The sequence below is a fragment of the Haloactinopolyspora alba genome (assembly GCF_003014555.1).
Taxonomy (GTDB): Bacteria; Actinomycetota; Actinomycetes; order Jiangellales; family Jiangellaceae; genus Haloactinopolyspora; species Haloactinopolyspora alba.
Genome location: NZ_PYGE01000003.1, coordinates 136,431 through 160,652, shown reverse-complemented (window position 1 = coordinate 160,652; position 24,222 = coordinate 136,431). Strand labels below are relative to the sequence as shown.

Genomic DNA, 24,222 nt, shown 5'->3' with positions numbered 1-24,222 from the left:
GCCGCGCGTCACGCACCGCCGAGGAGGGAGACGGACATGAAGGTACGCACACTTGCGGTGCAGGGCGCCCTGGAATTCACCCCCGATGTCTTCGCCGACGGACGCGGCCTGTTCGTCTCACCGTTCCAGGGCACCGCGTTCACCGAGGCCACCGGCGTGTCCCTGCCCGTCGTTCAGACGAACCACAGCCAGTCCCGCCGCGGGGTGGTCCGCGGCGTGCACTTCACGGCGACGCCGCCCGGCTGTGCCAAGTACGTGTACTGCGCCCGGGGCCGGGCGCTGGACATCGTGGTGGACATCCGCATCGGCTCGCCCACGTTCGGGCAGTGGGACACCGTCCTGATGGACCAGGTCGACTTCCGCACGATGTATTTCCCCGTCGGTCTCGGGCACGCGTTCGTCGCGCTCGAGGACGACACCGTGATGTCGTACATGATCACCTCGGAGTACGTGCCCTCGAACGAGCTGGCCGTCTCGGTCGTCGATCCCGAGCTGGACCTGCCCATCCCGGCCGACGTCACCCCGATCTTCTCCGAACGCGACCGCGTCGCCATGACGCTGACCGAGGCCGCCGAGCGCGGCGTGCTCCCGGAGTACTCGCAGTGCCTGGCCATCGAGCGGGGGGACGGGCGATGAAGGGCATCGTGCTCGCCGGCGGCAGTGCGACGCGGCTGCGGCCGTTGACGTCGACGCTGTCCAAGCACATCCTGCCGGTCTACGACAAGCCGATGATCTACTACCCGCTGTCCGTGCTGATGCTCGCCGGGGTGCGCGACGTGCTGATCGTGCACCGCGCGCACCACGCGGGCCTGTTCCGAGAGCTGCTGGGGGACGGCTCGCATCTCGGCATCCACATCGAGTACGCCGAGCAGGACGAGCCCAACGGCATCGCGGAGGCGTTGATCATCGGAGCCGACTTCATCGGTGACGATCAGGTCGCGCTCGTGCTCGGTGACAACATCTTCCACGGCCCGCGGTTCACCAAGGTCCTCGGCGACAGCGCGCGTGAGCTCGACGGGTGTGCGCTGTTCGGATACTGGGTCAGCGACCCTCGCAGCTACGCGGTGGGCGAGACCGGCCCGGACGGACGGCTGGTGTCGCTGGAGGAGAAACCGGACCGGCCGCGTTCGAATCTCGCGGTGACCGGGCTGTACATGTACGACAGCGACGTCGTCGGCATCGCCAAGAACATGGTCCCGTCCGCGCGCGGGGAACTGGAGATCACCGACGTCAACCGGGCGTACCTGGAGCAGGGCCGGGCGCGGCTGACCGAGCTCGGGCGCGGCTTCGCCTGGCTGGACATGGGCACGCAAGAGTCGCTGCTGCACGCCGGGCAGTACGTGCAGTTGCTGGAACAGCGCCAGGGCGAACGGATTGCCTGCATCGAGGAGGTGGCGCTGAACTGCGGCTTCATCAGCCCGGCACAGTGCCGCCGGCTCGGTGAGCAGCTGTCGGGCAGCGCCTACGGCTCCTACGTGTGCCACATCGCCGACCGGCACGGACCGGCGACGGCAGCCTGAACGGGCGCCGTCGCCGCCCGCGGCCGGACGTACGCAGCGGGAATCCACCGAGAGAAGGGGAAACATGCGCATTCTTTTCACGACGTCGCCGACGTTCTCGCACACGACTCCGATGGTCCCGCTCGCCCAGGCGGCGCGGCTTGCCGGGCACCAGGTCGTCTTCGCCGGTGGTGAGGTCACCCGCAGGACAGCCGCCGGCGCCGGGCTGTCGGTGCTGGACCCCGCACCGGGACAGGACGTGGGTGAGCCGCACCGCAGCTTCATGGCCGACGAGTCCAACCACAACCTGCCGCCGGAAAAGGCGGTCGGCGCATTCGTGGGCATGCTGTCCACGATCGGGCAGATGATGCTGCCGGGGCTGGTGGACGCCGCCCGGGGTTGGAAGGCCGACGTGGTGGTGACGCCCGCCTGGATGCCGTGGGGGCTGGTGGCGGCTCGCGCCGCCGGTGCCCTGGGGGTCATGCACGGCATCGGGCTTCGCTATCCGGCGGTCCCGTGGATGGCCGACGAGCCTCCGGAGGTCGCCCGGCGCCACGGCGTCACCCAGTTCCCGGAGCACTGTGACGCGGAGGTCAGCCTGATCCCGGAGTCGCTCGACCAGTTCAGCCCGGTCTCGCCGGGCGAGGTGCCGTTCCCCGTGCTGTCGATGCAGCCGTGTACCTACAACGGCTCCGGAGAGGTCCAGCCGTGGGTGCTGCGCAAACAGCGCCGGCACCGAGTCGCCGTGACGATGGGAACGACGTCGGCCGACCACGGCTGGCCCGAGGTGCTCGACGCGGTCGTGCGCGGCGCGGCGGACGAGGACACCGAGGTGATCATCGCCACCGGTGGCGTCGACGTCTCGGCGATCCTCGGCGACGTGCCCGAATCGGTCCGGGTGGTGGATTTCGTGCCCCTGGACACCCTGCTGGCCAGCTGCGACGCGATCGTGCACCACTCGGGCATGAGCTCGATGTTCTCCGCGTTCTGCGCCGGCGTCCCGCAGGTCGCGCTGCCCCGAAGCGTCGGCGACTCGCCGATGAACGCGCATGTCATGACCAGCGGCGGCGCCGGCGTCGCCGTGACCCGTTCGGAGGCCACGCCGGAACTGGTCCGCGAGGCACTGCACGACGTCATCCACGAGCCCTCGTACCGCGACGCCTGCGCCGGGATCGTGTCGACGATGGAGGCCATGCCCTCCCCGCACGACGTGGTCGCGCAACTGGCCGGCCTGGCCGCATCCGGAGCGCAGCCGTCCGCCGCCTGACACCGGCCGGCCGGACGGCCGGGCCGCCGACGACGAAGGAGGACAGCCGTGCCCACGACACGTCTGGCCACGCCCGCGGACGCGCCGCGGCTGACCGAGCTCATGGTGATCATGCACGACTCCATCGACGGGCCGCACCCGCCGGGGCCTTGGGTCCAGGCCTGCGAGGACGCCACACTCGACCGGCTCACCAACGACCCGGCCTTCGTGGCCCACGTCGCCGAGGCCGACGGCGCCGGCGTCGTGGCGTTCGCGACCGGCGAGGTCCGGCGGCGGTTTCCCGGGCCGAAGGCACCCGCGTCGATCTACGGATACGGCATCACCGGCGGAACCGACCCGGACCACCGCCATCAGGGTCTGTTCATGGCCTGCTGGACGGCCGTCATCGACGAGCTCGTCAGGCGCGGGTGCGAGCGCATCAGCATCTTCTCGTCGAAGCAGGCGGAGCCGCTGCACCGCGGTCTCGGCTTCGAACGTCACGACGACTGGCCGGTCCCGATGAATCTGCACGTCGCGGCCGGCTCCGGCGGTCAGGGAACGTCACGAGTGACGACGGCCGTGCGCAAGAGATCACCGAGGGGTGTGTGACCGATGGACAGGTCGGGACTGCACGACACCGGCGGGTCCGCTGACGGCGACATGGCGCTGCATCAGGAGCAGACGGTGGATTCGTCGATCCTTCGCGAGGTGTGCGGCATGTTCGTCACCGGCGTGACCGTGATCACCAGCGGCCGGGAGGACACCGCCGACGGCACGACGGTGAACTCGTTCACCTCGGTGTCGCTGGACCCGCCCATGGTGCTGTTCTGCCTGCACCGCGACTCCCGGCTGCGCCCGGTCATCCACGACACCGGGGCGTACGTGGTGAACTTCCTCGCCGGCCCACAGGAGCGGCTCGCCCGCGCCTTCGCCGGCAGGGCCTCCGCCGCCGTGCAGGCCGAAGCGACCCGCCCGTCGCTGACCGGCGTGCCGGTGCTCAGCCAGGCGCTGGCGTTCCTCAGCTGTCAGTTGGTCGACGAGCTGGAGGGGGGCGACCACGTCATCTTCCTGGCAAGGGTCGTGGAGCTCGGTGTGCTGCGGCGTAACCAGGACCCGCTGATCTTCTTCCGTGGTTCGCTGGGCGCGCTGGCCGACGAGCCGCTGGTCAGCACGCCGATCTGGGACGGGTAGGGGTCTAGTCGGCGTCCGCGGCGATGTGGCGCAACTTGTCGGGGTTGGTGATGCTGTAGATCTCGCGCACCTGGTCGCCCTCGGCGGTGAGGTCGAGGATGAGCACCGCCCACAGCGTGTCCCCGGTGAACAGCAACACCGACAGGTCGTCGTTCACCCGTCGGAAGCGCATGTCGAGGCCCGCGGGCCGGCTGGCGAACCCGGCCATCATCCGCGCCACCTTGTCGCGACCGTGCAGTGGCTTCGCGGCCGCGAGAGCCTTGCCGCCGCCGTCGGCCCACAGCGTCACGTCGGGCGCCAGGATGTCCATCAGCTTGACGAGGTCGCCACCGAGCGCCGCGGCGATGAACCGTTCGGTCACCTTCTCCTGCGTGGCCGGCTCGGTCTGGTAACGGGGACGGCGGGCGTGCACGTGCTCGCGGGCGCGATGTGCGATCTGGCGTACGGAGTCGGGGGTGCGGTCGAGGATGTCGGCGATCTCGGTGTGCGCGTAGCCGAACGCCTCGTGCAGGACGAAGACCGCCCGTTCCACCGGGGACAGCGTCTCGAGGACGACGAGCAGCGCCATGGAGACCGACTCGGCGCGCAGGACCTCGTCGGCGACGTCGGTGTCCGCGGCCGACTCGGACACCAGTGGCTCGGGCAGCCACGGGCCGACGTAGGTCTCGCGCCGGCGGCTGATGACCGCCTTCTGCGCCAGTGCCTGGTTCACCGCGACCCGCACCAGGTAGGCCCGCGGGTTCTCGATCTCGCGGTTGCTCAGGCGGTCGTTGTGCCGGCTCCAGGCCAGCCAGGCTTCCTGGAGCACCTCCTCGGCGTCGCTGACGCTGCCGAGCATGTTGTACACGACGGAGAACAGCAGCCGCCGGTGCTCGACGAACGTCCGGGTGGCGGCGTCGGCGGTGCGGGGCACGTCTTCGGTCCGCGGCGCGTGGTCGGCTGGGGCGGCCTGTCGAGTCGGGTGGTCTGCCGGGCTGTCGGACATGGTGACCTCCTCGCGCTCTCAACTATGTGTGTGCTGACAGCACCCGCAGCGTGACAGTCAGAAAATGTGATCTACATCTCATTCGGTGCGGGGCCGGTGCGAGCCGTTCCGCTGCGCGGCGCGGCATGGAAGCGTGCCGTCTGCGTCGACGGTTCCGTGAACCTGCCGACACCCTGCCGGGCCCGCACGCGAATGCGGTGGCAGTGTCGTCGCCGGACCGAGGAACAAGAGGAGTCGAGTATGTCGCTTCGCAGACGACTGGCCCGGTTCAACCGCGTGTTCGCCAACCGCATCGTCGGCGGCGTCATCTGGCGGCTGCCCGGCTTCGGTCAGCTGTGCCATCGTGGCCGGGTGTCGGGACAGGAGTACCGCACCCCGGTCAAAGTGTTCCGGCGGGACGAGCAGTACGTGCTGTCGTTGCCGTACGGCACCGACTCCGACTGGGTCAAGAACGTCGTCGCCGCCGGCGGCTGTGAGCTGCGCACCAGCCGGCGACGAGTCCGGCTGACCGCACCGGAGCTCTACGCCACCGCCGAGGAGCCCGCCGTGCCCGCCGCTGTCCGCGCGATCCTGAACCGGCTCAACGCGGTCGACTACCTCGCACTGAAGGTCGCCGAGGACACCCCCCGGGCCTGACCCGCGGCGGACGCATCGTGTGCCGCTGCCGCGACGACGGCCCGGTGCCGCCGCGGCCCGGCGCCGCAGTCACCGCGTAGCGCGCCTGTCGCGCCTGCGCACCCCTTCGCCAGGAGGCACCCACCGGCGAGTGCGCGCCGGTACGCACCCCCTGTGCAGACATCCCGTTTCGACGGGACCCCCTCATCCGTGTGCCTCGCCTCGTCCTGCCGGGCGAGCGCGGCACCGGATCGACCGCCGAGCCGCGACCGAAGGAGGACCATGACCGACGCCGCGCCCGAGGCACAGCTCACCGGATGGTCGCCCGCACCGTTCACCGACGCGGGTGTCACCCACGACGTCTACGAGAAGGGAACCGGACCGGGAGTCGTACTCCTGCCCGAGATTCCCGGCATCACGCCACAGGTCGTCGCGCTCGGCGAGCACCTGGTGAGCCAGGGATTCACGGTCGCGATGCCGTCCCTGTTCGGCGAGCCTGGCGAGCCGGCGTCGCCGGGGCGGGCGGCCAAGGTCGTGGCGCGGCTGTGTGTCGCGACCGAGTTCCACGCGTTCGCGACGAACACGCGGCGGCCGATCGCGAACTACCTGCGGGCGCTGGCCCGTGACCTGGACGCGCGCACGCCCGGACCGGGCGTCGGCATCATCGGGATGTGTTTCACCGGCGGGTTCGCCCTGGCCGCCGCCGTGGACTCGGCGGTGATCGCGCCGGTGATCAGCCAGCCGGCCGTGCCGTTCCCCATCGGCAAGGAACGCCGCCGCGACCCCGGTGTGGCCGCGGCGGAGCTGGAGACCGTGGCACGGCGTGCCGCGCGGTCGAGGTTGTGCGTGCTCGGGCTGCGGTTCAGCGAGGACCGTGGCTGCCACCGGGACCGGTTCGCGGCACTGCGCGACCGCCTCGGTGACGCGTTCGAGGTGATCGAGCTCGACTCGGCGCCGGGGAACGACGACGGCTTCTCCCGGAACGCTCACTCGGTGCTCACCGGCGAGCTGCGGGAACGACCCGGCCACAGTGCGATGGCCGCCCGCGACCGCGTCGTCGGATTCCTCCGCGAGCGGCTCACCGCCGGCGGAGACCGTACGGAGCACGAAGCACGCGACTGACGTCAACGATCAGATCCGATCCACGTCGACGAAAGGCGGAGACGAACATGATCGAGCTCAAGAGTCTGGACCCGTCCGTTCCGTTCGAGAACCAGCTGCAGCACGAGACCGGCCCGGTCGTTCTGGTGAACATGTTCAGCGTCCCCGACGAGGGCATGGAGCAGGCGATGGAGAAGTGGCGCGAGGACGCGGAGTTCATGAAGCGCCAGCCGGGCTACATCTCGTCGCAGCTGCACCGGGCCACCGGCAGCGGCACCCTCATGGCCAACATCGCTGTCTGGGAGTCCACGGAGGCCCTGCTCAAGGCGTTCTCCGACCCCGAGTTCCAGGCGAAACACGACGGCTGGCCCGACGGCACCGTGATCTACCCGCACGTCTTCGAGAAGGTCGCCGTGAGCGGGATCTGCGTCGACTGAGTGGTCGGCTTCGACACGTCCGATCAGGCCCGACGGTCCCGGCGCCGGGACGAGCAAGCCCGGCGCCGGGACCGCCGTCCGACCAGGAAGGGCTGGCGCTGATGCACCACACCACGACAGCAGCGAACACGCCGGACTGGGTACTCTGCGAGAACTGCCGGGCCGCCGTCTACGGGCCCCGGTGGACCAGGAACCACCACGTCTGCCCGGAGTGTGAGCATCACAGCAGGGTCGACGGTTGGACCCGGTTGGAACAGCTGGCCGACCCCGGCAGTGTCGAGCCGCTCGACCGCCCGGCGCCGGACGACGTCGCCACCGACGTCCTCGGATTCGTCGACACGATGCCGTACGGGCAGCGGCTGGCGCGTGCGCGCAGCGACACCGGGCTCGACGGCGCGGTGCTGAGCGCCGCGGCGTCGATCGACGGCATGCCGGTCGTGCTCGCCGTCATGGACTTCCGGTTCCTGGGCGGGAGCCTGGGCGTCGTCGCGGGGGACAGGCTGGTCCACGCGGCCGAGGCCGCCCTGACGCGGCGCGTCCCGCTGGTGGTGGTCACCGCCTCCGGCGGCGCGCGCATGCAGGAGGGCGCGGTCTCGTTGATGCAGATGGCCAGGACGAGTGCGGCGTGGGCCCGGCTGGACGAGGCGGGGCTGTTGACGGTCTCGGTGGTCACGGACCCGACGTACGGCGGCGTCGCCGCGTCGTTCGCCACGCTGTCCGACGTGATCGTCGGCGAGCGGGGGGCGCGGCTGGGCTTCGCCGGACGACGGGTGATCGAGCAGACCATCGGCCGCGAGCTGCCCAGCGGGTTCCAGACCGTGGAGTTCCTGCTCGAACGCGGGCACGTCGACATGGTCGTCTCGCGGACACAGCTGCGCCCGCGGCTGGCGACGCTGCTGCGGCTCGGTTCGGCCCGAGTGCCGCTCGAACCGGTCGACCGGGATGCTCACGTGGAGCCGGACCGCACGGTCGACGACGCGGAGATGCTGCCGGTCGAGGAGCCGTCGCGACAGGTGCGGGAGGCGCGCAACCTCGACCGCCCGACGATGCTGGACTACACCGGGTTGGTCCTCGACGACTTCCAGCAGTTGCACGGCGACCGCGTCTCCGGTGACTGTCCGGCGATGATCACGGGCCTGGCCAGCATCGCCGGGTGTCGTGTCGTGATCGTCGGGCAGCAGAAGGGGCACACGCTGGCCGAGCTTTCAGAGCACAACTTCGGGATGTCGTATCCGGCGGGGCATCGCAAGAGCGTCCGGGTCATGCGGCTGGCGGCCAAGCTGGGCCTGCCGATCGTCACCCTGGTCGACACGCCGGGCGCCTACCCGGGCGAGCAGGCCGAGGAGCAGGGGCAGGCGGGCACGATCGCGGAGAGCCTGCGGGTGATGATGTCGCTGCCCGTCCCGATCGTGACCGTGGTGACCGGCGAGGGCGGCAGCGGCGGCGCGCTGGGCATCGCCGCGGCCAACCGGGTGATCATCTGGCAGCACGCGTTCTATTCGGTGATCAGCCCGGAAGGGTGCGCCTCGATTCTGTGGAAGGACTCGGCGATGGGTCCGGCGGCTGCCGCGGCGCTGCGGCTGGCCTCACGAGATCTGTTGCGGCTCGGCGTCGTGGACGGTGTCGTACCGGAACCGGCCGGCGGTGTGAGCGGCGACCCCGCCGTGGCCGGCACGCGGCTGCGTTCCGCCCTGGTCGCCAGCCTGTCGTCGCTGGCCACCCGGGACGCGGCCGAGTTGGTCGACGAACGGAGACGACGGTTCGAGCGGTTCAGCCGTCTCGACGCGCTCGAGCCGTCCACCACTGCACTACGCACACCACGGAAGGTCGGGTCGGGCGATGAAATGGCGTCGTGAACGGCACGTCTCCGCGGCCGCAGGGCGAGCCGGCGGCGACGTCGCCGAGATCGTGGAGAAGGTCCGGCGGGCGATGGTGTCGCTGCTCGAGGAGGTGCCGGCCCGGCCGGACCGGATGCGCGTCCGTACGGACGAAGTGACGATCGAACTGGACTGGGACGGGGTCCACGGTGCACGGGCGCACACGCCCGCCGCGCCGGCCCGGCGCTCCGGCGACCCACGCGTACGCACCGACGACGTGTCGGCTCCGGAGAACCTGGACGCCCAGACGGCCGCGGATGCCGGGCCCGGCGCGACGACCGGCGACGGTGCCGGGACGCAACCGCGGCCGCACTACATCCGTTCGCCCAGCATCGGGACCTTCTATCGCGCGCCGGAGCCCGGGGCGGAGCCGTTCGCCACGCCGGGAGCCACGGTATCGGCGGGTCAGCAGGTCGGCATCGTCGAGGTCATGAAGCTGATGATCCCGGTCGAGGCGGACCGGCCCGGCCGGATCGCCGACGTCCTGGCCGAGAACTGCCACGCCGTCGAGCACGGGCAGCCGCTGTTCGCCCTGGAGCACGTGAGCGACGGACCGACCGACGAATGAGGGAGCCATCGTGTTCAGGAAGGTCATGGTCGCCAACCGTGGCGAGATCGCGCTGCGCGTCGTCCGTGCCTGCCGTGACGCGGGCATCGCCTCGGTCGTGGCGCACTCCGGTCGTGACCGCGACACGGAAGCCGTCCGGCTCGCGGACGAGTCCGTGCAGATCGGCCCTTCCACGCCGGCGAAGAGCTATCTGAACGCCGCGGCGATCATCCAGGCCGCCCTGCAGACCGGTGCCGAAGCAGTCCACCCGGGGTACGGCTTCCTGTCCGAGAACCCCGACTTCGCCGACGCGTGCGAGCGCGCGGGCGTCGTCTTCGTCGGTCCCTCGGCCGCCACGATCGAGCGACTGGGCAGCAAGGTCGAGGCGCGTGCCCTGATGAGCGAGGCAGAAGTGCCGTTGTTGCCGGGCAGCCCCGGTACCGTGGGACCTTCCGCGGCGCTCGAGGTCGCCGAGCGGATCGGGTTCCCGGTCATCGTGAAGGCCTCGGCCGGCGGGGGCGGGCTGGGCATGCGGGTGATCGACGGACCGGGCGGCTTCGAGGACGCGTTCCGGGCGACGAGGGCGACGGCCGGGACGCTGTTCGGCGACCCGCGCGTCTACGTCGAGAAGTACCTCGAGACGGCTCGGCATGTGGAGATCCAGGTGCTGTGTGACGGTCACGGCGGCGCCGTGCACCTGGGGACGCGGGACTGCAGCCTGCAGCGTCGGCACCAGAAGCTGGTCGAGGAGGCGCCCGCGCCGGGGTTGCCGACAGCGGTGCTCGACGAGATGGGCGAGGCGGCGCGGCGTGGCGCGGTGCTCGCCGGGTACCGGGGCGCGTGCACCTTCGAATTCGTGGTGCACCCGGACGGCAGCTACTACTTCCTGGAGGTCAACTGCCGCATCCAGGTGGAGCATCCGGTGACCGAGCTGATCACCGGGATCGACATCGTCCAGGAACAGCTACGCGTCGCCGCCGGGGAGCCGCTGTCCGTGACGCAGGAGGACGTGGACCCGCGTGGGGTCGCGATCGAGTGCCGCATCAACGCCGAGGACCCGGACCGGGACTTCGCGCCGGCGCCCGGCCGGATCGAGGAGTTCGTTCCGGCAGCGGGGCCGTTCGTCCGCGTCGACAGCTACGTCCGGCCGGGATACCAGGTGCCGGCCGAGTACGACTCGCTCCTGGCCAAGCTGGTCGTCTGGGCTCCCGACCGGGACGGCGCCTGCGCACGGATGGAGCGTGCGCTCTCCGAGTTCCGGCTGTCCGGGCCGAACGTCCGCACCACCCGCGAGTTCCTCGCCGCCGTCATCGACCATCCGGACTTCCGGGACGCGACGCACTCCACGTCGTTGGTCGAGTCGTGGTGGTGTGAACCCACCCCGGACGAGCCGGAAGTGCCGGCGCCTGAGTGACACCCCGGGCGCCGGCACCACCGGCCGCGGCTCACGCCTCTCCGTCGTGAGCCGACGGCTCGGTCCGGGCCGGCGCCGGCCCGGACCGGCCGGCGAGTGCGAGAACCTCGCGCAGGTCGTACCGGGCCTCGGCAGCACTGCCGTGACGGGTGAGCTTCCCGCGGCTGGCCCACTTGCGGATGGTCGCTCGCGGGACGCCGGCCAGCATGGCCGCGAGCTCCGTCGTGAGCAGCCGGTCGTGCTCGCCTCCGCCCGACGTTCGGAGCAGGCCGACGAGGGCAGGACATCGGGGCGCGCGGACGTCCTTGGGGGCGACGTGTGTGATCCGCGACAGCGGCAACTGATCGCGACTGAACGTACAGCGGATCGCATACTCGGGCGCGCCCGGGCCGTGTGTCACCCGGGCCGTCCCATCGCAGCCGGACTGCCCGCAACGGTCGATGGTGAACCGAGCCGTCGAATGCGGATCCACTTCGGCGGCGGCGGCCTCGGCGACGTCGTGGATCTCGGTCGCCGCGTCCCTGGCCGCCGGATGTTCCGACAGCCAGGGGAGCTGGGACTCGAGGAACGCCGCCATGTCGGTCACGGTGCGGTCGGGCCTGGTGGCCAGTTTCCGTTCGTCGACGACCAGACCGGACCACGACGCGAGGATCGAGACGATGTTCTGCCGCGCCATCAGGGCGGAATGGTCGAGTCCGCGGGTGGGCTCGGGCGTCCCCCGGCGGAGTCGTTCCTGCGAGACGGCCGGGTTCTGGCGGGTCAGCACACCCTCGCACTGGTCGTACAACGTCGGAATCGACCGGAGGTCTTTCCGGAACTGATCGAAACACGTCGCACATAGTGCCGATGTGCTGTTTCCGCAGGACGACTCGCAATTCATGACCCCTCCATCGCACTAACTCCGTAGCGGATCCGTTCCTGGTGCTCGCCTCCGGTCATTTCCTTTCGTGCCCGGTCGCCCACGGCCCGCCACAGTGTGCCCTGGAGATTGCCGCGCCGAAACGCGGTGTGCGAGCCGGCCCTTTCGCGGGCTGCGGGGCTGTTGCCCTCTTTGTGGCGAGGGCATTAGAGCCGGCTCGTGTCGTTCCGATCTGTTTACGGACGGTAGCAGGGGGCCGTTACGGAATGATTGACAGACTGTTGACGCCGCTCCGTCGCCCCGGTCGCGCGGCGCCGGTGCCCGGCAAGTCTTGCCGTGTCCTGCATGTTCCGGGAGTCGAGCGGCCGTCGGCGGGCAATGCGGCGGTGGCCGTCGCCGGTGCCGGCCGTAGCGTCCGTGACGTGCCCGGACGCCATGGTGACGGGGCCGCTGCATGTGCAGCAGATCGCGCGGCGGAGCGGAACTCGCGTCGCTGCGGGTCGCAGACGGTGCGCCGGAGGGCGCGGTCCGTCTCACCGCAATGGAACGGTCGAAAACGATCTGAAACAGAGAAACATATGAGAGGAAGAACGGATTGTCAACGGCGTGCGGCTGAAGAGGCTAAGGCGCTGTCATGCCTGAAATGTCTGATAATCTCTCGGCGGCCAGCGAGCGACGAGAGATGCGAAGTTCGATCGCGAGGGGAGTGGTCCTGTGACCATGCATTTTCGCATCCTCGGGCCGGTCGAGATCGGTGTGCGAGATCTCACCGTGACGCTGCCCCGGCGTCGCGAGCGTTGCCTGCTGGCCGTGCTCTTGCTCGAGCTGAACCGCGTGGTCCCGGGGGACCGCCTGATCGAGCTGTTGTGGGACGGCGTACCGCCGGTGGGTGCCCGGCAGAATCTGCGCAGCCACGTCTCACGAGTGCGATCGTCGCTCGCGCCCGGCTGCGGCGAGAGCGACGTCAAGCTCGTCCACGCGAACGGCGGCTACCGCATCGAGGCGGACCGGGAGGCCGTCGACGTGCATCGGTTCCGGATGTCGGTGGAGCACGCGATGACGCTGGATCAGCCGTGCGAGCGGGTCGGGCTGTTGCGCGGTGCTCTGGAACTGTGGCGGGGCCGTGCGGCGGAGAACGCGGCGGACGACTGGTTGCGGAAGCGGCTCTTCGGCGAGTTGGAGGAGCAACGGCTCAGCGCCATCGAGCAGCTCGCCGCCGACGAGATGGACATCGGCTGTGTGAACGTCGTGCCTGGGCTGGCGCAGGCGGTACGTGACTACCCCGGTCACGAGCGTCTGGCCGAGCTGCTGATGCGCGCGTTGCACCAGGCAGGACGCAAGGCCGACGCTCTCGACGCCTACGACCGGACCAGCGCGTACCTGCGGGAGGAGCTCGGGCTCGATCCGAGTCCCGCCCTCCGCGAGCTGCAGCGGGCGATCCTGAGCGACGAGCTCACGAACACGTCGAGCAGCGTGCGGAGCCCGCAGCTGCCGGTGCCGCAGCAGCTGCCGGCCGCGGTGACCGGCTTCACCGGACGCACGGACTATCTGAAAGAGCTCGACGCGATGCTGCCGGCCGAAGGGCCGCCGGGCGAGTCGGTGGTCTCGGTGATCACCGGGACGGTCGGCGTGGGCAAGACGGCGCTGGCCGTGGCATGGGGGCGCCGGGTGGCCGGCAGGTTTCCCGACGGCCAGTTGTACGTGAACCTCCGCGGTTTCGACCCGGACGGGGCGCCGGCGACACCGTCCGAGGTGCTGCGGTGGCTCCTGCAGGCGCTCGGTGTTCCGGCCGAGCGCATCCCGGACACGCTGCCGGCCCGCATCGGGCTGTACCGCAGCTGTGTCGCGGGCCGCCGCGTGCTGGTCGTCCTCGACGACGCCAGGGATGCCGATCAGGTGCGCCCGCTCCTGCCCGGCGCGCCCGGCTGCGTGGCGGTGGTGACCAGCCGCAACCAGTTGTCAGGGCTCGTCGTCCGGGACGGTGCCGTGCCGGTGAGCCTCGAGCTGCCCAGCGCGCAGGAGGCGTACGAGATGCTGTCCCAACGTCTCGGGGCGTCCAACGTGGCCGTCGAGGCGGCCGCCGCGGAACGGATCGTCGACCGGTATCGCCGGCTGCCCCTCGCGCTGGCGATCACGGCGGCGCGGGCGGCCGCCAGGCCGTGTTTTCCGTTGCGAGCCCTGGCCGACGAACCGGGTGAGCCGAGCGCGCTGCTGGACGCGTGCAGCGACGCGTCCGCCTCGGTCGACGTCCGTACCGCGTTCGCCACCTCGTACCGGGCGCTCAGCCCGGACGCCGCCACCGCGTTCCGCCTGCTCAGTCTGCATGTCGGACCGGACATCCCGCAGAACGCCGCGGTCAGCATGCTCGGCACCGACACGGACGTGCACAGGTCGTTGTCCGATCTGGTCCGTGCGCACCTGGTCCGTGAGGACGATCCTGGTCGATACGCGGTCCACGGCCTGCTCAGGGCGTATTCGACCGAGCTGTCCGACGCGGTCGACGGCGAGCCCGAGCGGCGCAGGGCCAGGGCGCGCCTGGCCGACCACTACCTGCACAGTGCGCACGCCGCCGCGGCGGCGCTGCATCCGCACCGGTACCCGATCCGGCTGGGCCCGCCGCGGCGAGGTGTCACGCCGGAGGAGTTCGGTGGCCGCGATGCGCTGGCGTGGTTCGCGCGTGAGTTCGAGGTGCTGGTCGCGTTGATCGAGCTGGCGGCGTCGGCCGACACCGGCGTTCCGGCATGGCAACTCGCGTGGACCGCCCTGGACTTCGTCGATCGCCGGGAGCGCTGGCACGACTGGGAATGCGCACAGGCCGGGGCTTTGAGCGCCGCCTGCCGTGACGCGGATCTGCTCGGCCAGGCCGTCGCCCGCAGCGGGATGGCTCGGGTCCGCGTGGCTCAGGGCCGTCTCGACGCTGCTCACTCGCATCTGTCGAGTGCTCTCGACATCTTCGGCAGGCTGGCGGACGCGTCCCGGGAGGCGCGGGCGCACACCGACATCGCCGCGGTGCTGTGCCGTCAACGGCGATTCACCGAGTCGCTGCAGCACCTCGCCCGGGCGCTGCGCAGTAGCCGGGACGCGGGAGACGTGGGGGGCAAGGCGCGTGCTCTGTGCACGGCAGGGACGGTGTGCGCGGAGCTGGGCCACGGCGAGGCCGCGTTGGAGCACGCCCGGTCTGCGCTGGCCATCCAGAAGGAGATCGGAGACCGCGTCGGCGAGGCCGCGAGTGTGCGGGTGGTCGGCCGGGCACTCGGATACCGCGGCGAGCACCTGCACGCGGCGAGTTGCTTCATCCGTGGTCTGGAGCTCGTCCGCGAGCAGGGCGACCGGCGACGCGAGGTCGACCTGCTCGTCGAGCTCGGGGAGACCCACGTCGCGAACGGCGACGGCGCCGAGTCCGTCCGCGCCTGGCAGGCGGCGCTGGAGATCTCGCGGGAGATCGACGGGGCGGCTGCCGACGACATCAGTGCCAGGCTGCAGGGGGTACGGGCCTGACGGTCTCGGGGCACGGCCGGGGCGCGGAGCGCTCGCGAGGTGCCGGCGACGTCGGCGCTCCATGATCCGGAACCAGCCGTTGACGTTTCCAGGGCAGCGCGTCTACGCTCAGCAATCGATTTCTCACGTCCGCACTTTCCTGGAGGACGCGGTGAACCACGATCGACTGCCCCACGCCGACGGAAACGGCCTGCCCGTGCTGGACGACGCGTGCTGCGGCGGAACCAGTTGTTGCTCGACCGGCCCGGGGGAACCGGGCGGGATGACGCGGCGGGGCTTCCTCGCCCTCGGAACCTCGGCGGCGGCCGCCGCGACGGCGGCCGCGACCGGGCTGTGGCCCGGTGATGCGATCGCGGTGCCGGCGGAGAAGAACCTGTCCCGGCGCTGGCTGGACGGCCTGGCGATGCGTGGTGAGCCGATGGAGTACACCGGCGCCGCGTTGAACCGCATCGGAATGCCGGTCGGCGGGGCGTGCACCGGGCAGGTGTACCTGGCCGGGGACGGCCGTCTGTGGCTGTGGGACGTGTTCAACGCCGACAGCTTCCGCTACGGCGGCGCCGACTGGCGCGGCGTCCACTACGCCGATCCGCTGGACGTGGTCTCGCCGTTCGACACCGGGTTCGCGCTGCGGTGGACGGCGGACGGTTCGCGGGGCACCCGCCGCCTCGACGCGGACGGCTTCGGCGACGTCCGGTTCCGCGGGCGGTACCCGATCGGACACGTCGACCTGGCCGACGAGGACTGCCCGCTCGAGGTCGGGCTCGACGCCTACTCGCCGTTCGTGCCCACCCGGGTCGAGGACTCGTCACTGCCGGTGACGATCCTGGAGTACACCCTGCGCAACCGGTCGGCGTCGAGTGTCGAGGGCGAGATCCTCGGCATGACCGAGAACCCGGTGTGCCTGGACAGCCGGCGCACCCAGCCGATCCTGCTGACCGCAGGCACGGCCGACGTCGACGGCGCCGGCGCGGTGCGGCACTCGGCCGCGATCGCCGAGGGACCCGAGCCGGAGCGCCCGGACATCGTGCTCGAGGACTGGGAGCGCGAGACCTACGACGGGTGGACGGCCGAGGGCAGCGCGTTCGGGTCCGGCCCGGTGGCGGTCGAGCAGCTTCCGGGCTACATGCTGCGCGGCGGCACGATCGGCGTCAGCGGCCGGCGGTTCGTCACCTCGCACCACTTCCGCGACGCCGCCGACATCCCCGAGGCGGACGCCCACCAGGGCACGCTGACCAGTGCGCCGTTCACCATCGAGCGCAGCAGCATCACCGTGCGGGTCGGCGGCGGCGCTCGTCCGGAGCAGACCTGCGTGCAGGTCGTCGTCGACGGCGCGGTGGTCGCGAGCGCGACCGGGGCGGGCGACGAGGTGCTGCGAACCCACTGGCTGGACGTCTCCGCGCACGAGGGCGCCACGGCAGTGCTGCGCATCGTGGACGCGGCGACCGGCGACTGGGGACACGTCAACGTCGACCGGATCGTGAGCACCGACCGGGCCGCCCCGCGTCCGGACATCGTCCTGGAGGACTGGGAGTCCGCCGGGTACGACGGCTGGACGGTCGAGGGCACCGCATTCGGCTCCGGGCCGGTGACCGAGCAGGAGGCGCCGGCGTACTTCCGGCGCGAGGGCGACCTGAACGTCAGCGGACGGCTGTTCGTCACCTCGCACAACTGGCGCGACGGCGGACCTGCGGCCGACGACCACACCGGCCGGATGACCAGCGAGCCCTTCACCCTCGATCGCCGCTACCTCGTCGCGGACGTGGGTGGGGGCAACCGCCCGGACGCCGGCCTGCACCTGGTGGTGGACGGCGAGGTCGTCGCCCGGCTCACCGGCCGCAACTCCGAGATCATGGTGTCGCGCTCGGTCGACGTCAGCGCGTACGCCGGACGGACCGCGACCATCGAGCTCGTCGACGAGGGCACCGGCGGCTGGGCGCACGTGAACTGCGACCGGATCCGGCTGTCCGACGTTCCCGCGAACGAGCGGCCGCTGGAGGAGCTGCCGGACGCGGGCACGTTCGGCCTCGCGGCGTTCGACACCGGCGCGCGGGCCCGTCCGTCCATCGCCGACTGGTCGACGCCGGAGGCGTGGTTCGACTCCGGGGACGGCCCGGCCGAGGTGGACGGCGGCAGCGACCGCATGGCCGGCACCGTGACGGTGCCGTTCCGGCTGGCTCCGGGGGAGACCCGGACCGTGCGGTATGCGCTGAGCTGGCATTTCCCGAAGATCGACGGCAGCGTGTTCAGCTTCATCGACGGTGCCGCCGCGCTGCGCCGGCACTACAGCGAGGTGTACGACGACGCCGTCGCCGTGCTGACGGACCTGGCTCGCCGCGGCGACGAGCTCGCCGACGCCACCGCGCTGTTCGCGCGCACCTGGTACGACGACTCGACGCTGCCGCACTGGTTCCTGGAACGGACGCTGGTGCCCGCGTCGACCGTGGCCACCGGGACCTGCTACCGGTTCCAGGACGGCCGGTTCTACGGCTGGGAAGGCATCTACTGCTGCGCCGGCACCTGCACGCACGTGTGGACCTACGCGCAGTCGCTGAGCCGGTTGTTCCCCGAGCTCGAGCGGGACGCGCGTGAGCGGATGGACTTCGGCATCGCCTTCCACGAGGACACCGGTGCCGTCGATTACCGCGGCGAGGCCGCCCGGCACGTCGCGCACGACGGGCAGTGCGGCAACGTCCTGCGGGCCTACCGCGAACACCAGATGTCGCCCGACGGCGCCTTCCTCGGCCGGATCTGGCCGCAGGTCAAGAAGGCGACACAGTTCCTGATCGGGCACGACGGCGAGCCGGACGGCATGCTCGAGGAGGAGCAGTACAACACCCTGGACGCCACGTGGTACGGCGAGATCCCGTGGATCAGCGGGCTGTACGTCGCCGCGCTGCGGGCGGCGGCCGAGATGGCCGCCGACGCGGGCGACGACGCCTTCGCCCGGACGTGCCGGCGGCTGGCCGACAACGGGACGGCGCAGCTGGACGGCAAGCTGTGGAACGCCGAGTACGGCTACTACGAGCAGCACGTCGACCCCGAGCACCCCGACGCCACCAACTCCAACCGCGGCTGCCACATCGACCAGATGTACGGCCAGACGTACGCCCACCAGCTCGGCCTGCCGCGGGTGTTCGGCGAGCAGCACGCGCGGACGGCGCTGGGCAGCATCTTCCGGAACAATTTCCTGCCGGACGCGCAGGCGTACAAGGACGAGTCCGGTATCGACGGCGGACGGGTGTACAGCACCGAGGGCGAGGCCGGGACGGTGATGTGCACCTGGCCGTTCGGCGGGTCGGACACCGCGCCGGGAGAGGGCAACGCCGGCTTCGTGGCCTACTTCAACGAGGTCTGGACCGGCCAGGAGTACCAGCTCGCCGCGCACCTGATGGCCGAGGGCCTCGTGGACGAGGCGCTGGCGGTGGTCCGCGCGATCCACGACCGGCACTCGGCGCAGAAGCGCAACCCGTACAACGAGATCGAGTGCTCCGACCACTACACCCGGGCGATGATGAGCCACGCGGTACACCTGGCGGCGGCCGGCTACGAGTACCACGGGCCGCGCGGACACCTCGGCTTCGCGCCGCGGATGTCGCCCGACGACTTCGCCGCCGCGTTCACCGTCGCCGAGGGCTGGGGGTCGTATCGCCAGCAGCGCACCGGAACGCGCCAGGTCGGCGAGGTCGAGCTGCGCTACGGCCGGCTGCGGGTGAGCTCGTTCGCGACCGAGGTCGAGCCGCGCCCGGGCGAGCGGCCGGTGATCGTCGAGAAGGTGGTCGACCGGCGCCGCGACCGGGTGGACGTCGCCGACGTGTCGGTGGACGGTGATCGCGTCGTGGTGAGCCTGGCGCAGCCGGTGGAGCTGACCGCGGGCGAGACGCTCGTGGTGAGCGTGCTGTGACCTCGCGCGCGCCCGGCACCCGCCCGCGGCTCGTGCTCGTGAGCGGTTTCCTCGGTGCGGGTAAGACGACGACGCTGGCCGCGCTGGCTCGGCTGTACGAGCGGCGCGGCCACCGGGTCGCGGTGGTCACGAACGATCAGGGGCGGGACCTCGTCGACACCAGGGTCGCGGCCGCGGCCGGCGTGTCGGTCGGTGAGGTCAGCGGCGGGTGCTTCTGCTGCCGGTTCGAGGACCTGACCGGTGTCGTCGCCCGGGCGGTGGACGAACACGGCGCCGACACGGTGCTGGCCGAGGCGGTCGGCAGCTGCACGGACCTGTCGGCGACCGTCGTGCGCCCGCTGCGGCGTGCGTACGCCGACCGGCTGGACGTCGCCCCGGTCGTGGCCGTGCTCGATCCGGTGCGCTACGCCGCGCTCGGGCGGGCGCTGCCGCTGGGCGACCCGGCCGACGACGTCGCCTACCTGTTCGACCGTCAGCTGGCCGACGCCGACATCGTCGCGGTGAACAAGATCGACGCGCTGCCGCGGGGACAGGGCGACGGGCTCCGGCACGAGCTGCGGGCGCGTTGCCCCGACTCGCGGGTCGTGGCGTACTCGGCCCGGTCCGGTGACGGTCTCGCCGCGTTGGCGGACGCGCTGGCCGGCCCGGCGCCTCCGGAACGGGAGCTGGCGATCGACTACGACCGTTACGCCGCCGCCGAGGCCGGGCTCGCCTGGTTGAACCACACCGTCACGCTGACGCCGGCAGCGGCGGACGCGGTGCCGTCTGCGTCGTGGGGCGCGGCCGTGCTGTCGGACCTGTCGGCGACGGCCGCGCGGAACGGCTGGGACGTGGGCCACGCCAAGGTGTTGGTGCAGCCGGCGGGCCGGCACACCGTGTTCACCAAACTGAGCGTCGTGGCGGCCGGCGACGAGCCGTCGCTGGACGTCGACGGCGGAGCGATGGCGCGGGCGACCGGGTGGCTCAACGTCCGGATGGCCTGCGCGCCGGAGGAGCTGGACGCGGCGGTGGCCGACGCGGTGCTGGCGGCGGACACGGCGACGGGGGCGGCGTCGGCGGCCGTTTCCGGGCCCGCGTCGTTCGCGCCCGCCTACCCGCGGCCGAGGCACCGGATCCCGGCACCCGGCTGACCACGGCGCGGGGGAGACGGGCGGTCGCCGGCGAGCCGGACAACGGTCCGATATCACCGCGTTCATGTGCTTGACACCACAGAACCGGCACCCCTAGCCTCGTCGAGAAATCGATTGCTGAGAACACCTACCTCCGGGAAGGCTGCGATGACCTCGCCTGACGCTGTTGAAACCGGCGCCGGCGATGCGCCTCCGCTGCTGCGGATGAGCGGCATCGTCAAGCACTTCGGTGGTGTCCGCGCGCTCCGGGGTGCGGACCTTACCGTGGGCGCCGGCGAGGTGCACGCGCTGCTCGGTGAGAACGGCGCCGGCAAGTCGACGCTGATGAACGTGCTCTCCGGCGTGGTGCGGCCGGACAACGGGATCATCGAGATCGACGGCGTGTCGGTGGACCTGTCGTCGCCGGCTGCCGCCCAGCACGCGGGCGTGGGCATGATCCACCAGGAGCTCGACCTGGTCCCGCAGGCGAGCGTCATGGAGAACCTCTTCCTCGGGCGCGAGCCGCGGACCCGTCTGGGCGTCCTCGACCGCGCGGCGATGCGCGAGCACGCCACGTCGCTGCTGCGCGAGATCGGCGTGGATCTGGCGCCCACACGCAGCCTGAGCTCACTGCGCGTCGGCGAGCAGCAGATGGTGGCCATCGCCAAGGCGCTCAGCCTCGACGCGCGCATCCTGGTCATGGACGAGCCGACGTCGGCGCTGTCGGACACCGAGGTGGAGCGGCTGTTCGCCATGCTGCCGCGGCTACGGGCGCGCGGCGTCGGCGTCATCTTCATCTCGCACCGTATGGACGAGATCGCCGTCATCGCCGACCGGGCCACGGTGATGCGCGACGGCTGCGACGTCGGGTCGTTCGAGGTGGCGCGGACACCACCGGGTGAGGTCATCCGGCTCATGGTCGGCCAGCCGATCGAGCAGTTGTTCCCCGACCGGGAGCCGCCGGGGTCCACGACGCGGTTACGGGTGCACGACCTCACCGTCACGCCGAGTACCGAGGGCGGGCGCTCGGAGCCGCAGGGCGTCGAGCTGACGGTGTGCGCCGGGGAGGTCCTGGGCCTGGCCGGGCTGCTCGGCGCCGGGCGGACCGAGCTGCTGGACGCGTTGTTCGGGGTCGCCGGGCAGCGGATGACCGGAACGGTCGAGCTGGACGGCGAACCGGTGCGGCTGAGCGACCCGCGCGCCGCCATCGCCGCCGGCATCGGTTACGTCCCCGAGGACCGGCGGGCCAGCGGCCTGGTGATGAAGGAGTCCGTCGGCGCGAACATCGTGCTGAGCGCGTTGCCGGCGCTGTCGCGGCTGGGCTGGCGCAGCCGCGGGAACGAGCGCGAGGCGGTGACGTCGTCGGTGCGCGACCTGCAGATCAAGACCGCCACGCCGGACGTCGCCGTCGGCACGCTGTCCGGCGGCAACCAGCAGAAGGTCGTCTTCGCGCGGCACCTGCTGCGGCAGCCCCGGCTGCTGTTGCTCGACGAGCCGACCCGAGGCGTCGACATCGGCGCCAAGTCCGAGATCTACCGGCTGCTCGCGCGGCTGGCCGCCGACGGGGTGGCGGTGATCGTGGCCTCGTCGGAGATGCCGGAGCTGCTCGGCGTCTGCGACCGGATCGCGGTGCTGCGCGGTGGACGCATCGTCAGCGAGTTCGAGGCCGCGCAGACGAGTCAGGAGGACCTCCTCGCCGCGGCCAGCCTCGAGCAGGACACGACAAGTGCAGTGGAGGCGGGATGAACGCCGAAGGGACCACGACCAGCGAGAAGGCTTCCGAGGCCGCGGAGCCGGAAGGGACGGAGGGCTCGCGGCGCCGGCGCCTGATCATTCCGGAGCGCTTCTTCACGTTCCAGAGCTACGTCGCGCTGGTTCTGGTGTTCCTCGCCGCCGTGATCTTCTCGCCGCGCCGTGACGGCGGGATCGTCTTCCTGGACTCGGACAACCTGCTGAACATCGTGCGGGCGGTGTCCGAGATCGGCATCCTGGCGGTCGGCGTGACGTTCGTGATCCTGGTCGCGGGCATCGACCTGTCCGTGGGCGCCGTCCTGGGGCTGGCGGCCACCGGCACCGCGAGCCTGATGATGGTCAACGACATGGGCATGGCGCTCACGGTGCTGACCATCCTGGCCATCGGGCTCACGTTCGGCGCCGCGCAGGGCTATCTGTCGGCCCGGCTGGGCATCCAGGCGTTCATCGTCACGCTGGCCGGGATGCAGATCGCGCGGGGACTGGCCCGGATCTGGTCGGGCGGGCAGGGCATCCCGCTGGCCTACGGCGAGGGCCCCGGCCTGGCCCCGGAGACGTTCGCGCTGCTGAACTCGCGGACGTTCAACGGGACGGTGCCGATCCCGGCGCTGATCTTCGCCGCCGTCGGGGCGATCGCGATCGTCGTCGTCCGCAAGACGGTGTTCGCCCGGCACATCTACGCCATCGGCGGCAACGAGCGCGCGGCCCGGTTGTCGGGCATTCCGGTGCTGCGGGTCAAGATCGCCGTCTTCGCGATCTCGGGGCTGCTGGCGGCGCTGGCCGGAATCATCCACGCCGGACAGCTCAACCAGGGCAGCCCGAACGACGGAATGACCTACGAGCTGGACGCCATCGCCGCCGTCGTGATCGGGGGCACCAGCCTGATGGGCGGGGTCGGCACCGTGTCGGGGACGCTGGCCGGCGCGCTGCTCCTCGGCATCCTCAACAACATCCTCGCCCTCAACAACATCGACACCAACGTGCAGATGCTGATCAAGGGCGGGATCATCATCGCGGCCGCCGGCGTGCAGACGTTCCGGTCGCGGAAGTGATCGTCGTCCGTCAACGGAGAGGAAACCGATCGAGATGACCATGTCCAGGCGACTTCCGTGGCGACGTGCTCGCGCAGGCGCCGTGCTGACCGTGGCGGCGCTGCTGGGTACGGCCGCCTGTGGTACCGAGTCCGACGTTCCCGCGTCGGCGGGAGGTGACGCCACCAGGGAGAAGACCGAGTGCCAGGGGCCCGACGGGGACTATCTCATCGGGATGAGCCAGGCCAACGTCGCCGAGCCGTACCGCGAACAGATGGACGACGACATCCGCGCGGCCGCGGAGGACGTCGAGCAGTTCGAGGTCGTGTTCGCCGACGCGGCGCAGGACAACTCCAAGCAGGTCACCGACGTCGAGAACTTCCTCACCCAGGGCATCGACCTGCTGATCATCAGCCCGAACGAGGCGGCGCCGCTGACCGGGGTCGTCGAGCGGGCCTACAACCAGGGCGTCCCGGTGATCGTGCTGGACCGCAAGATCGAGGGCGACTCGTACACGCAGTTCATCGGGGCCGACAACACCGAGATCGGCCGCGCCGCCGGTGAGTACGTCGCGACCGAGCTGCTGCCGGACGGCGGCAACGTCGTGGAGATCAAGGGCCTGCCCGGGTCGACGCCCGCTCAGGAGCGCTCGACCGGCTTCCACGAGGGGATCGCCTCGAACGAGAACATCGAGGTCGTGGCCGAGGGCGTCGGCGACTGGCTGCGTGCGAAGGGACAGAGCCAGTTCGAGGCGATCCTGCAGGCCGAGCAGAACATCGACGTCGTGTACTCGCACAACGACCCGATGGCTGAGGGCGCGTACCTGGCGGCCGAGTCGGCGGGCCGCGCCGGAGAGATCGACTTCGTCGGTATCGACGCGCTGCCGATCCCGTCCGGCGGGATCAAGGCGGTGCAGGCGGGACGGCTGTCCGCAACGTTCGTCTACCCGACCGGCGGCGCCGAAGCGGTCGAGACGGCCAAGAAGATCCTGCTCGAGTGCGAGGACGTCGAGAAGGAACAGCTCCTCGAGACCCAGCTGGTGACCAAGGAGAACGCGGCCGAGGTCTACAAGCGCAACTCCACCGGCTGACCGGTTTCGCCCACCCGACCCCGCTGATCATCGGCACTTTCCCGCCTATATGGCGGACAAGTGCCGATGA

19 protein-coding genes are annotated in these 24,222 nt (G+C 71.2%); 17 read left to right on the top strand and 2 right to left on the bottom strand.

Annotation, left to right across the window (positions count from 1 at the left end; translation table 11 throughout):
• Nucleotides 1-36 precede the first annotated feature (36 nt).
• The 5 genes from CLV30_RS05555 to CLV30_RS05535 all read left to right on the top strand — a co-directional run bounded on the left by CLV30_RS05555 (nt 37) and on the right by CLV30_RS05535 (nt 3,936).
• Nucleotides 37-636, top strand: a complete 600-nt coding sequence (locus CLV30_RS05555; protein WP_106536207.1) for a dTDP-4-dehydrorhamnose 3,5-epimerase family protein — start codon at nt 37-39, stop codon at nt 634-636.
• Complete coding sequence (gene rfbA, locus CLV30_RS05550; RefSeq protein WP_106536206.1) at nt 633-1,520, top strand: glucose-1-phosphate thymidylyltransferase RfbA; 888 nt, start codon at nt 633-635, stop codon at nt 1,518-1,520. Before CLV30_RS05555 ends, rfbA begins: the two co-directional genes overlap by 4 nt.
• 64 nt (nt 1,521-1,584) lie before the next feature.
• Nucleotides 1,585-2,766, top strand: coding sequence for a glycosyltransferase (locus CLV30_RS05545; protein ID WP_106536205.1), 1,182 nt, complete (start codon nt 1,585-1,587; stop codon nt 2,764-2,766).
• A 48-nt stretch (nt 2,767-2,814) separates the two neighbouring features.
• Nucleotides 2,815-3,354 (top strand): GNAT family N-acetyltransferase, encoded by a 540-nt coding sequence (locus CLV30_RS05540; protein WP_106536204.1) that lies wholly within the window; start codon nt 2,815-2,817, stop codon nt 3,352-3,354.
• Nucleotides 3,355-3,357: 3 nt separating this feature from the next.
• Nucleotides 3,358-3,936 carry a flavin reductase family protein gene (locus tag CLV30_RS05535; RefSeq protein WP_205740645.1) on the top strand — a complete coding sequence of 193 codons (579 nt, stop codon included), beginning with the start codon at nt 3,358-3,360 and terminating at the stop codon, nt 3,934-3,936.
• A 4-nt stretch (nt 3,937-3,940) separates the two neighbouring features.
• On the opposite strand, the gene sigJ is transcribed toward CLV30_RS05535, so the two are convergent.
• Nucleotides 3,941-4,921 (bottom strand): RNA polymerase sigma factor SigJ, encoded by a 981-nt coding sequence (gene sigJ, locus CLV30_RS05530; RefSeq protein ID WP_106536203.1) that lies wholly within the window; start codon nt 4,919-4,921, stop codon nt 3,941-3,943.
• Nucleotides 4,922-5,161: 240 nt separating this feature from the next.
• Here sigJ and CLV30_RS05525 point away from each other — a divergent pair, with 240 nt between their 5' ends.
• From CLV30_RS05525 to CLV30_RS05500, 6 genes are all read left to right on the top strand, one after another.
• Nucleotides 5,162-5,557 (top strand): nitroreductase family deazaflavin-dependent oxidoreductase, encoded by a 396-nt coding sequence (locus tag CLV30_RS05525; RefSeq protein ID WP_106536202.1) that lies wholly within the window; start codon nt 5,162-5,164, stop codon nt 5,555-5,557.
• A 261-nt stretch (nt 5,558-5,818) separates the two neighbouring features.
• Entirely contained in the window at nt 5,819-6,658 is an 840-nt protein-coding gene (locus tag CLV30_RS05520) for a dienelactone hydrolase family protein (RefSeq protein WP_106536201.1), read from the top strand.
• Between the two features lie 47 nt (nt 6,659-6,705).
• Entirely contained in the window at nt 6,706-7,074 is a 369-nt protein-coding gene (locus CLV30_RS05515; RefSeq protein WP_106536200.1) for an antibiotic biosynthesis monooxygenase family protein, read from the top strand.
• 101 nt (nt 7,075-7,175) lie between these two features.
• A complete protein-coding gene (accA, locus tag CLV30_RS05510) occupies nt 7,176-8,930 on the top strand; it encodes an acetyl-CoA carboxylase carboxyltransferase subunit alpha/beta (protein ID WP_106536199.1) in 1,755 nt (584 codons plus the stop codon).
• Entirely contained in the window at nt 8,914-9,519 is a 606-nt protein-coding gene (locus CLV30_RS05505; protein WP_205740646.1) for an acetyl-CoA carboxylase biotin carboxyl carrier protein, read from the top strand. Before accA ends, CLV30_RS05505 begins: the two co-directional genes overlap by 17 nt.
• 10 nt (nt 9,520-9,529) lie before the next feature.
• Nucleotides 9,530-10,912: an acetyl-CoA carboxylase biotin carboxylase subunit gene (locus tag CLV30_RS05500; RefSeq protein WP_106536198.1), complete on the top strand. Its 1,383-nt coding sequence runs from the start codon at nt 9,530-9,532 to the stop codon at nt 10,910-10,912.
• Nucleotides 10,913-10,943: 31 nt separating this feature from the next.
• Here the strand turns inward: CLV30_RS05500 and CLV30_RS26900 are convergent, their stop codons facing one another.
• A complete protein-coding gene (locus CLV30_RS26900; protein WP_205740647.1) occupies nt 10,944-11,699 on the bottom strand; it encodes a helix-turn-helix domain-containing protein in 756 nt (251 codons plus the stop codon).
• Between the two features lie 792 nt (nt 11,700-12,491).
• On the opposite strand from CLV30_RS26900, the gene CLV30_RS05490 reads away from it, so the two are divergent.
• The 6 genes from CLV30_RS05490 (at nt 12,492) to CLV30_RS05465 (ending at nt 24,152) form a co-directional block, all read left to right on the top strand.
• On the top strand, nt 12,492-15,269 hold the full coding sequence (locus CLV30_RS05490; protein ID WP_240723234.1) for an AfsR/SARP family transcriptional regulator: 2,778 nt from the start codon (nt 12,492-12,494) through the stop codon (nt 15,267-15,269).
• Between the two features lie 151 nt (nt 15,270-15,420).
• Nucleotides 15,421-19,170: a GH116 family glycosyl hydrolase gene (locus CLV30_RS05485; protein WP_165358525.1), complete on the top strand. Its 3,750-nt coding sequence runs from the start codon at nt 15,421-15,423 to the stop codon at nt 19,168-19,170.
• Nucleotides 19,167-20,300, top strand: coding sequence for a GTP-binding protein (locus CLV30_RS05480; protein WP_106536195.1), 1,134 nt, complete (start codon nt 19,167-19,169; stop codon nt 20,298-20,300). The genes CLV30_RS05485 and CLV30_RS05480 overlap by 4 nt, the downstream gene beginning before the upstream one ends.
• 147 nt (nt 20,301-20,447) lie before the next feature.
• Nucleotides 20,448-22,025 carry a sugar ABC transporter ATP-binding protein gene (locus CLV30_RS05475; RefSeq protein ID WP_106536194.1) on the top strand — a complete coding sequence of 526 codons (1,578 nt, stop codon included), beginning with the start codon at nt 20,448-20,450 and terminating at the stop codon, nt 22,023-22,025.
• Nucleotides 22,022-23,083: an ABC transporter permease gene (locus CLV30_RS05470; protein WP_106536193.1), complete on the top strand. Its 1,062-nt coding sequence runs from the start codon at nt 22,022-22,024 to the stop codon at nt 23,081-23,083. Before CLV30_RS05475 ends, CLV30_RS05470 begins: the two co-directional genes overlap by 4 nt.
• Before the next feature lie 40 nt (nt 23,084-23,123).
• Nucleotides 23,124-24,152: a substrate-binding domain-containing protein gene (locus CLV30_RS05465; protein WP_106536386.1), complete on the top strand. Its 1,029-nt coding sequence runs from the start codon at nt 23,124-23,126 to the stop codon at nt 24,150-24,152.
• The last annotated feature ends 70 nt before the right edge of the window (nt 24,153-24,222 follow it).

What these genes read in the sequence shown, in the direction of transcription:
- CLV30_RS05515 (WP_106536200.1), top strand. Translation starts at nt 6,706, where the DNA reads ATGATCGAGCTCAAGAGTCTGGACCCGTCCGTTCCGTTCGAGAACCAG.
- CLV30_RS05505 (WP_205740646.1), top strand. Translation starts at nt 8,914, where the DNA reads ATGAAATGGCGTCGTGAACGGCACGTCTCCGCGGCCGCAGGGCGAGCC.
- CLV30_RS05555 (WP_106536207.1), top strand. Translation starts at nt 37, where the DNA reads ATGAAGGTACGCACACTTGCGGTGCAGGGCGCCCTGGAATTCACCCCC.
- CLV30_RS05520 (WP_106536201.1), top strand. Translation starts at nt 5,819, where the DNA reads ATGACCGACGCCGCGCCCGAGGCACAGCTCACCGGATGGTCGCCCGCA.
- sigJ (WP_106536203.1), bottom strand. Translation starts at nt 4,921, where the DNA reads ATGTCCGACAGCCCGGCAGACCACCCGACTCGACAGGCCGCCCCAGCC.
- CLV30_RS05525 (WP_106536202.1), top strand. Translation starts at nt 5,162, where the DNA reads ATGTCGCTTCGCAGACGACTGGCCCGGTTCAACCGCGTGTTCGCCAAC.
- CLV30_RS05545 (WP_106536205.1), top strand. Translation starts at nt 1,585, where the DNA reads ATGCGCATTCTTTTCACGACGTCGCCGACGTTCTCGCACACGACTCCG.
- accA (WP_106536199.1), top strand. Translation starts at nt 7,176, where the DNA reads ATGCACCACACCACGACAGCAGCGAACACGCCGGACTGGGTACTCTGC.
- rfbA (WP_106536206.1), top strand. Translation starts at nt 633, where the DNA reads ATGAAGGGCATCGTGCTCGCCGGCGGCAGTGCGACGCGGCTGCGGCCG.
- CLV30_RS05465 (WP_106536386.1), top strand. Translation starts at nt 23,124, where the DNA reads ATGTCCAGGCGACTTCCGTGGCGACGTGCTCGCGCAGGCGCCGTGCTG.
- CLV30_RS05535 (WP_205740645.1), top strand. Translation starts at nt 3,358, where the DNA reads ATGGACAGGTCGGGACTGCACGACACCGGCGGGTCCGCTGACGGCGAC.
- CLV30_RS05470 (WP_106536193.1), top strand. Translation starts at nt 22,022, where the DNA reads ATGAACGCCGAAGGGACCACGACCAGCGAGAAGGCTTCCGAGGCCGCG.
- CLV30_RS05475 (WP_106536194.1), top strand. Translation starts at nt 20,448, where the DNA reads ATGACCTCGCCTGACGCTGTTGAAACCGGCGCCGGCGATGCGCCTCCG.
- CLV30_RS05490 (WP_240723234.1), top strand. Translation starts at nt 12,492, where the DNA reads ATGCATTTTCGCATCCTCGGGCCGGTCGAGATCGGTGTGCGAGATCTC.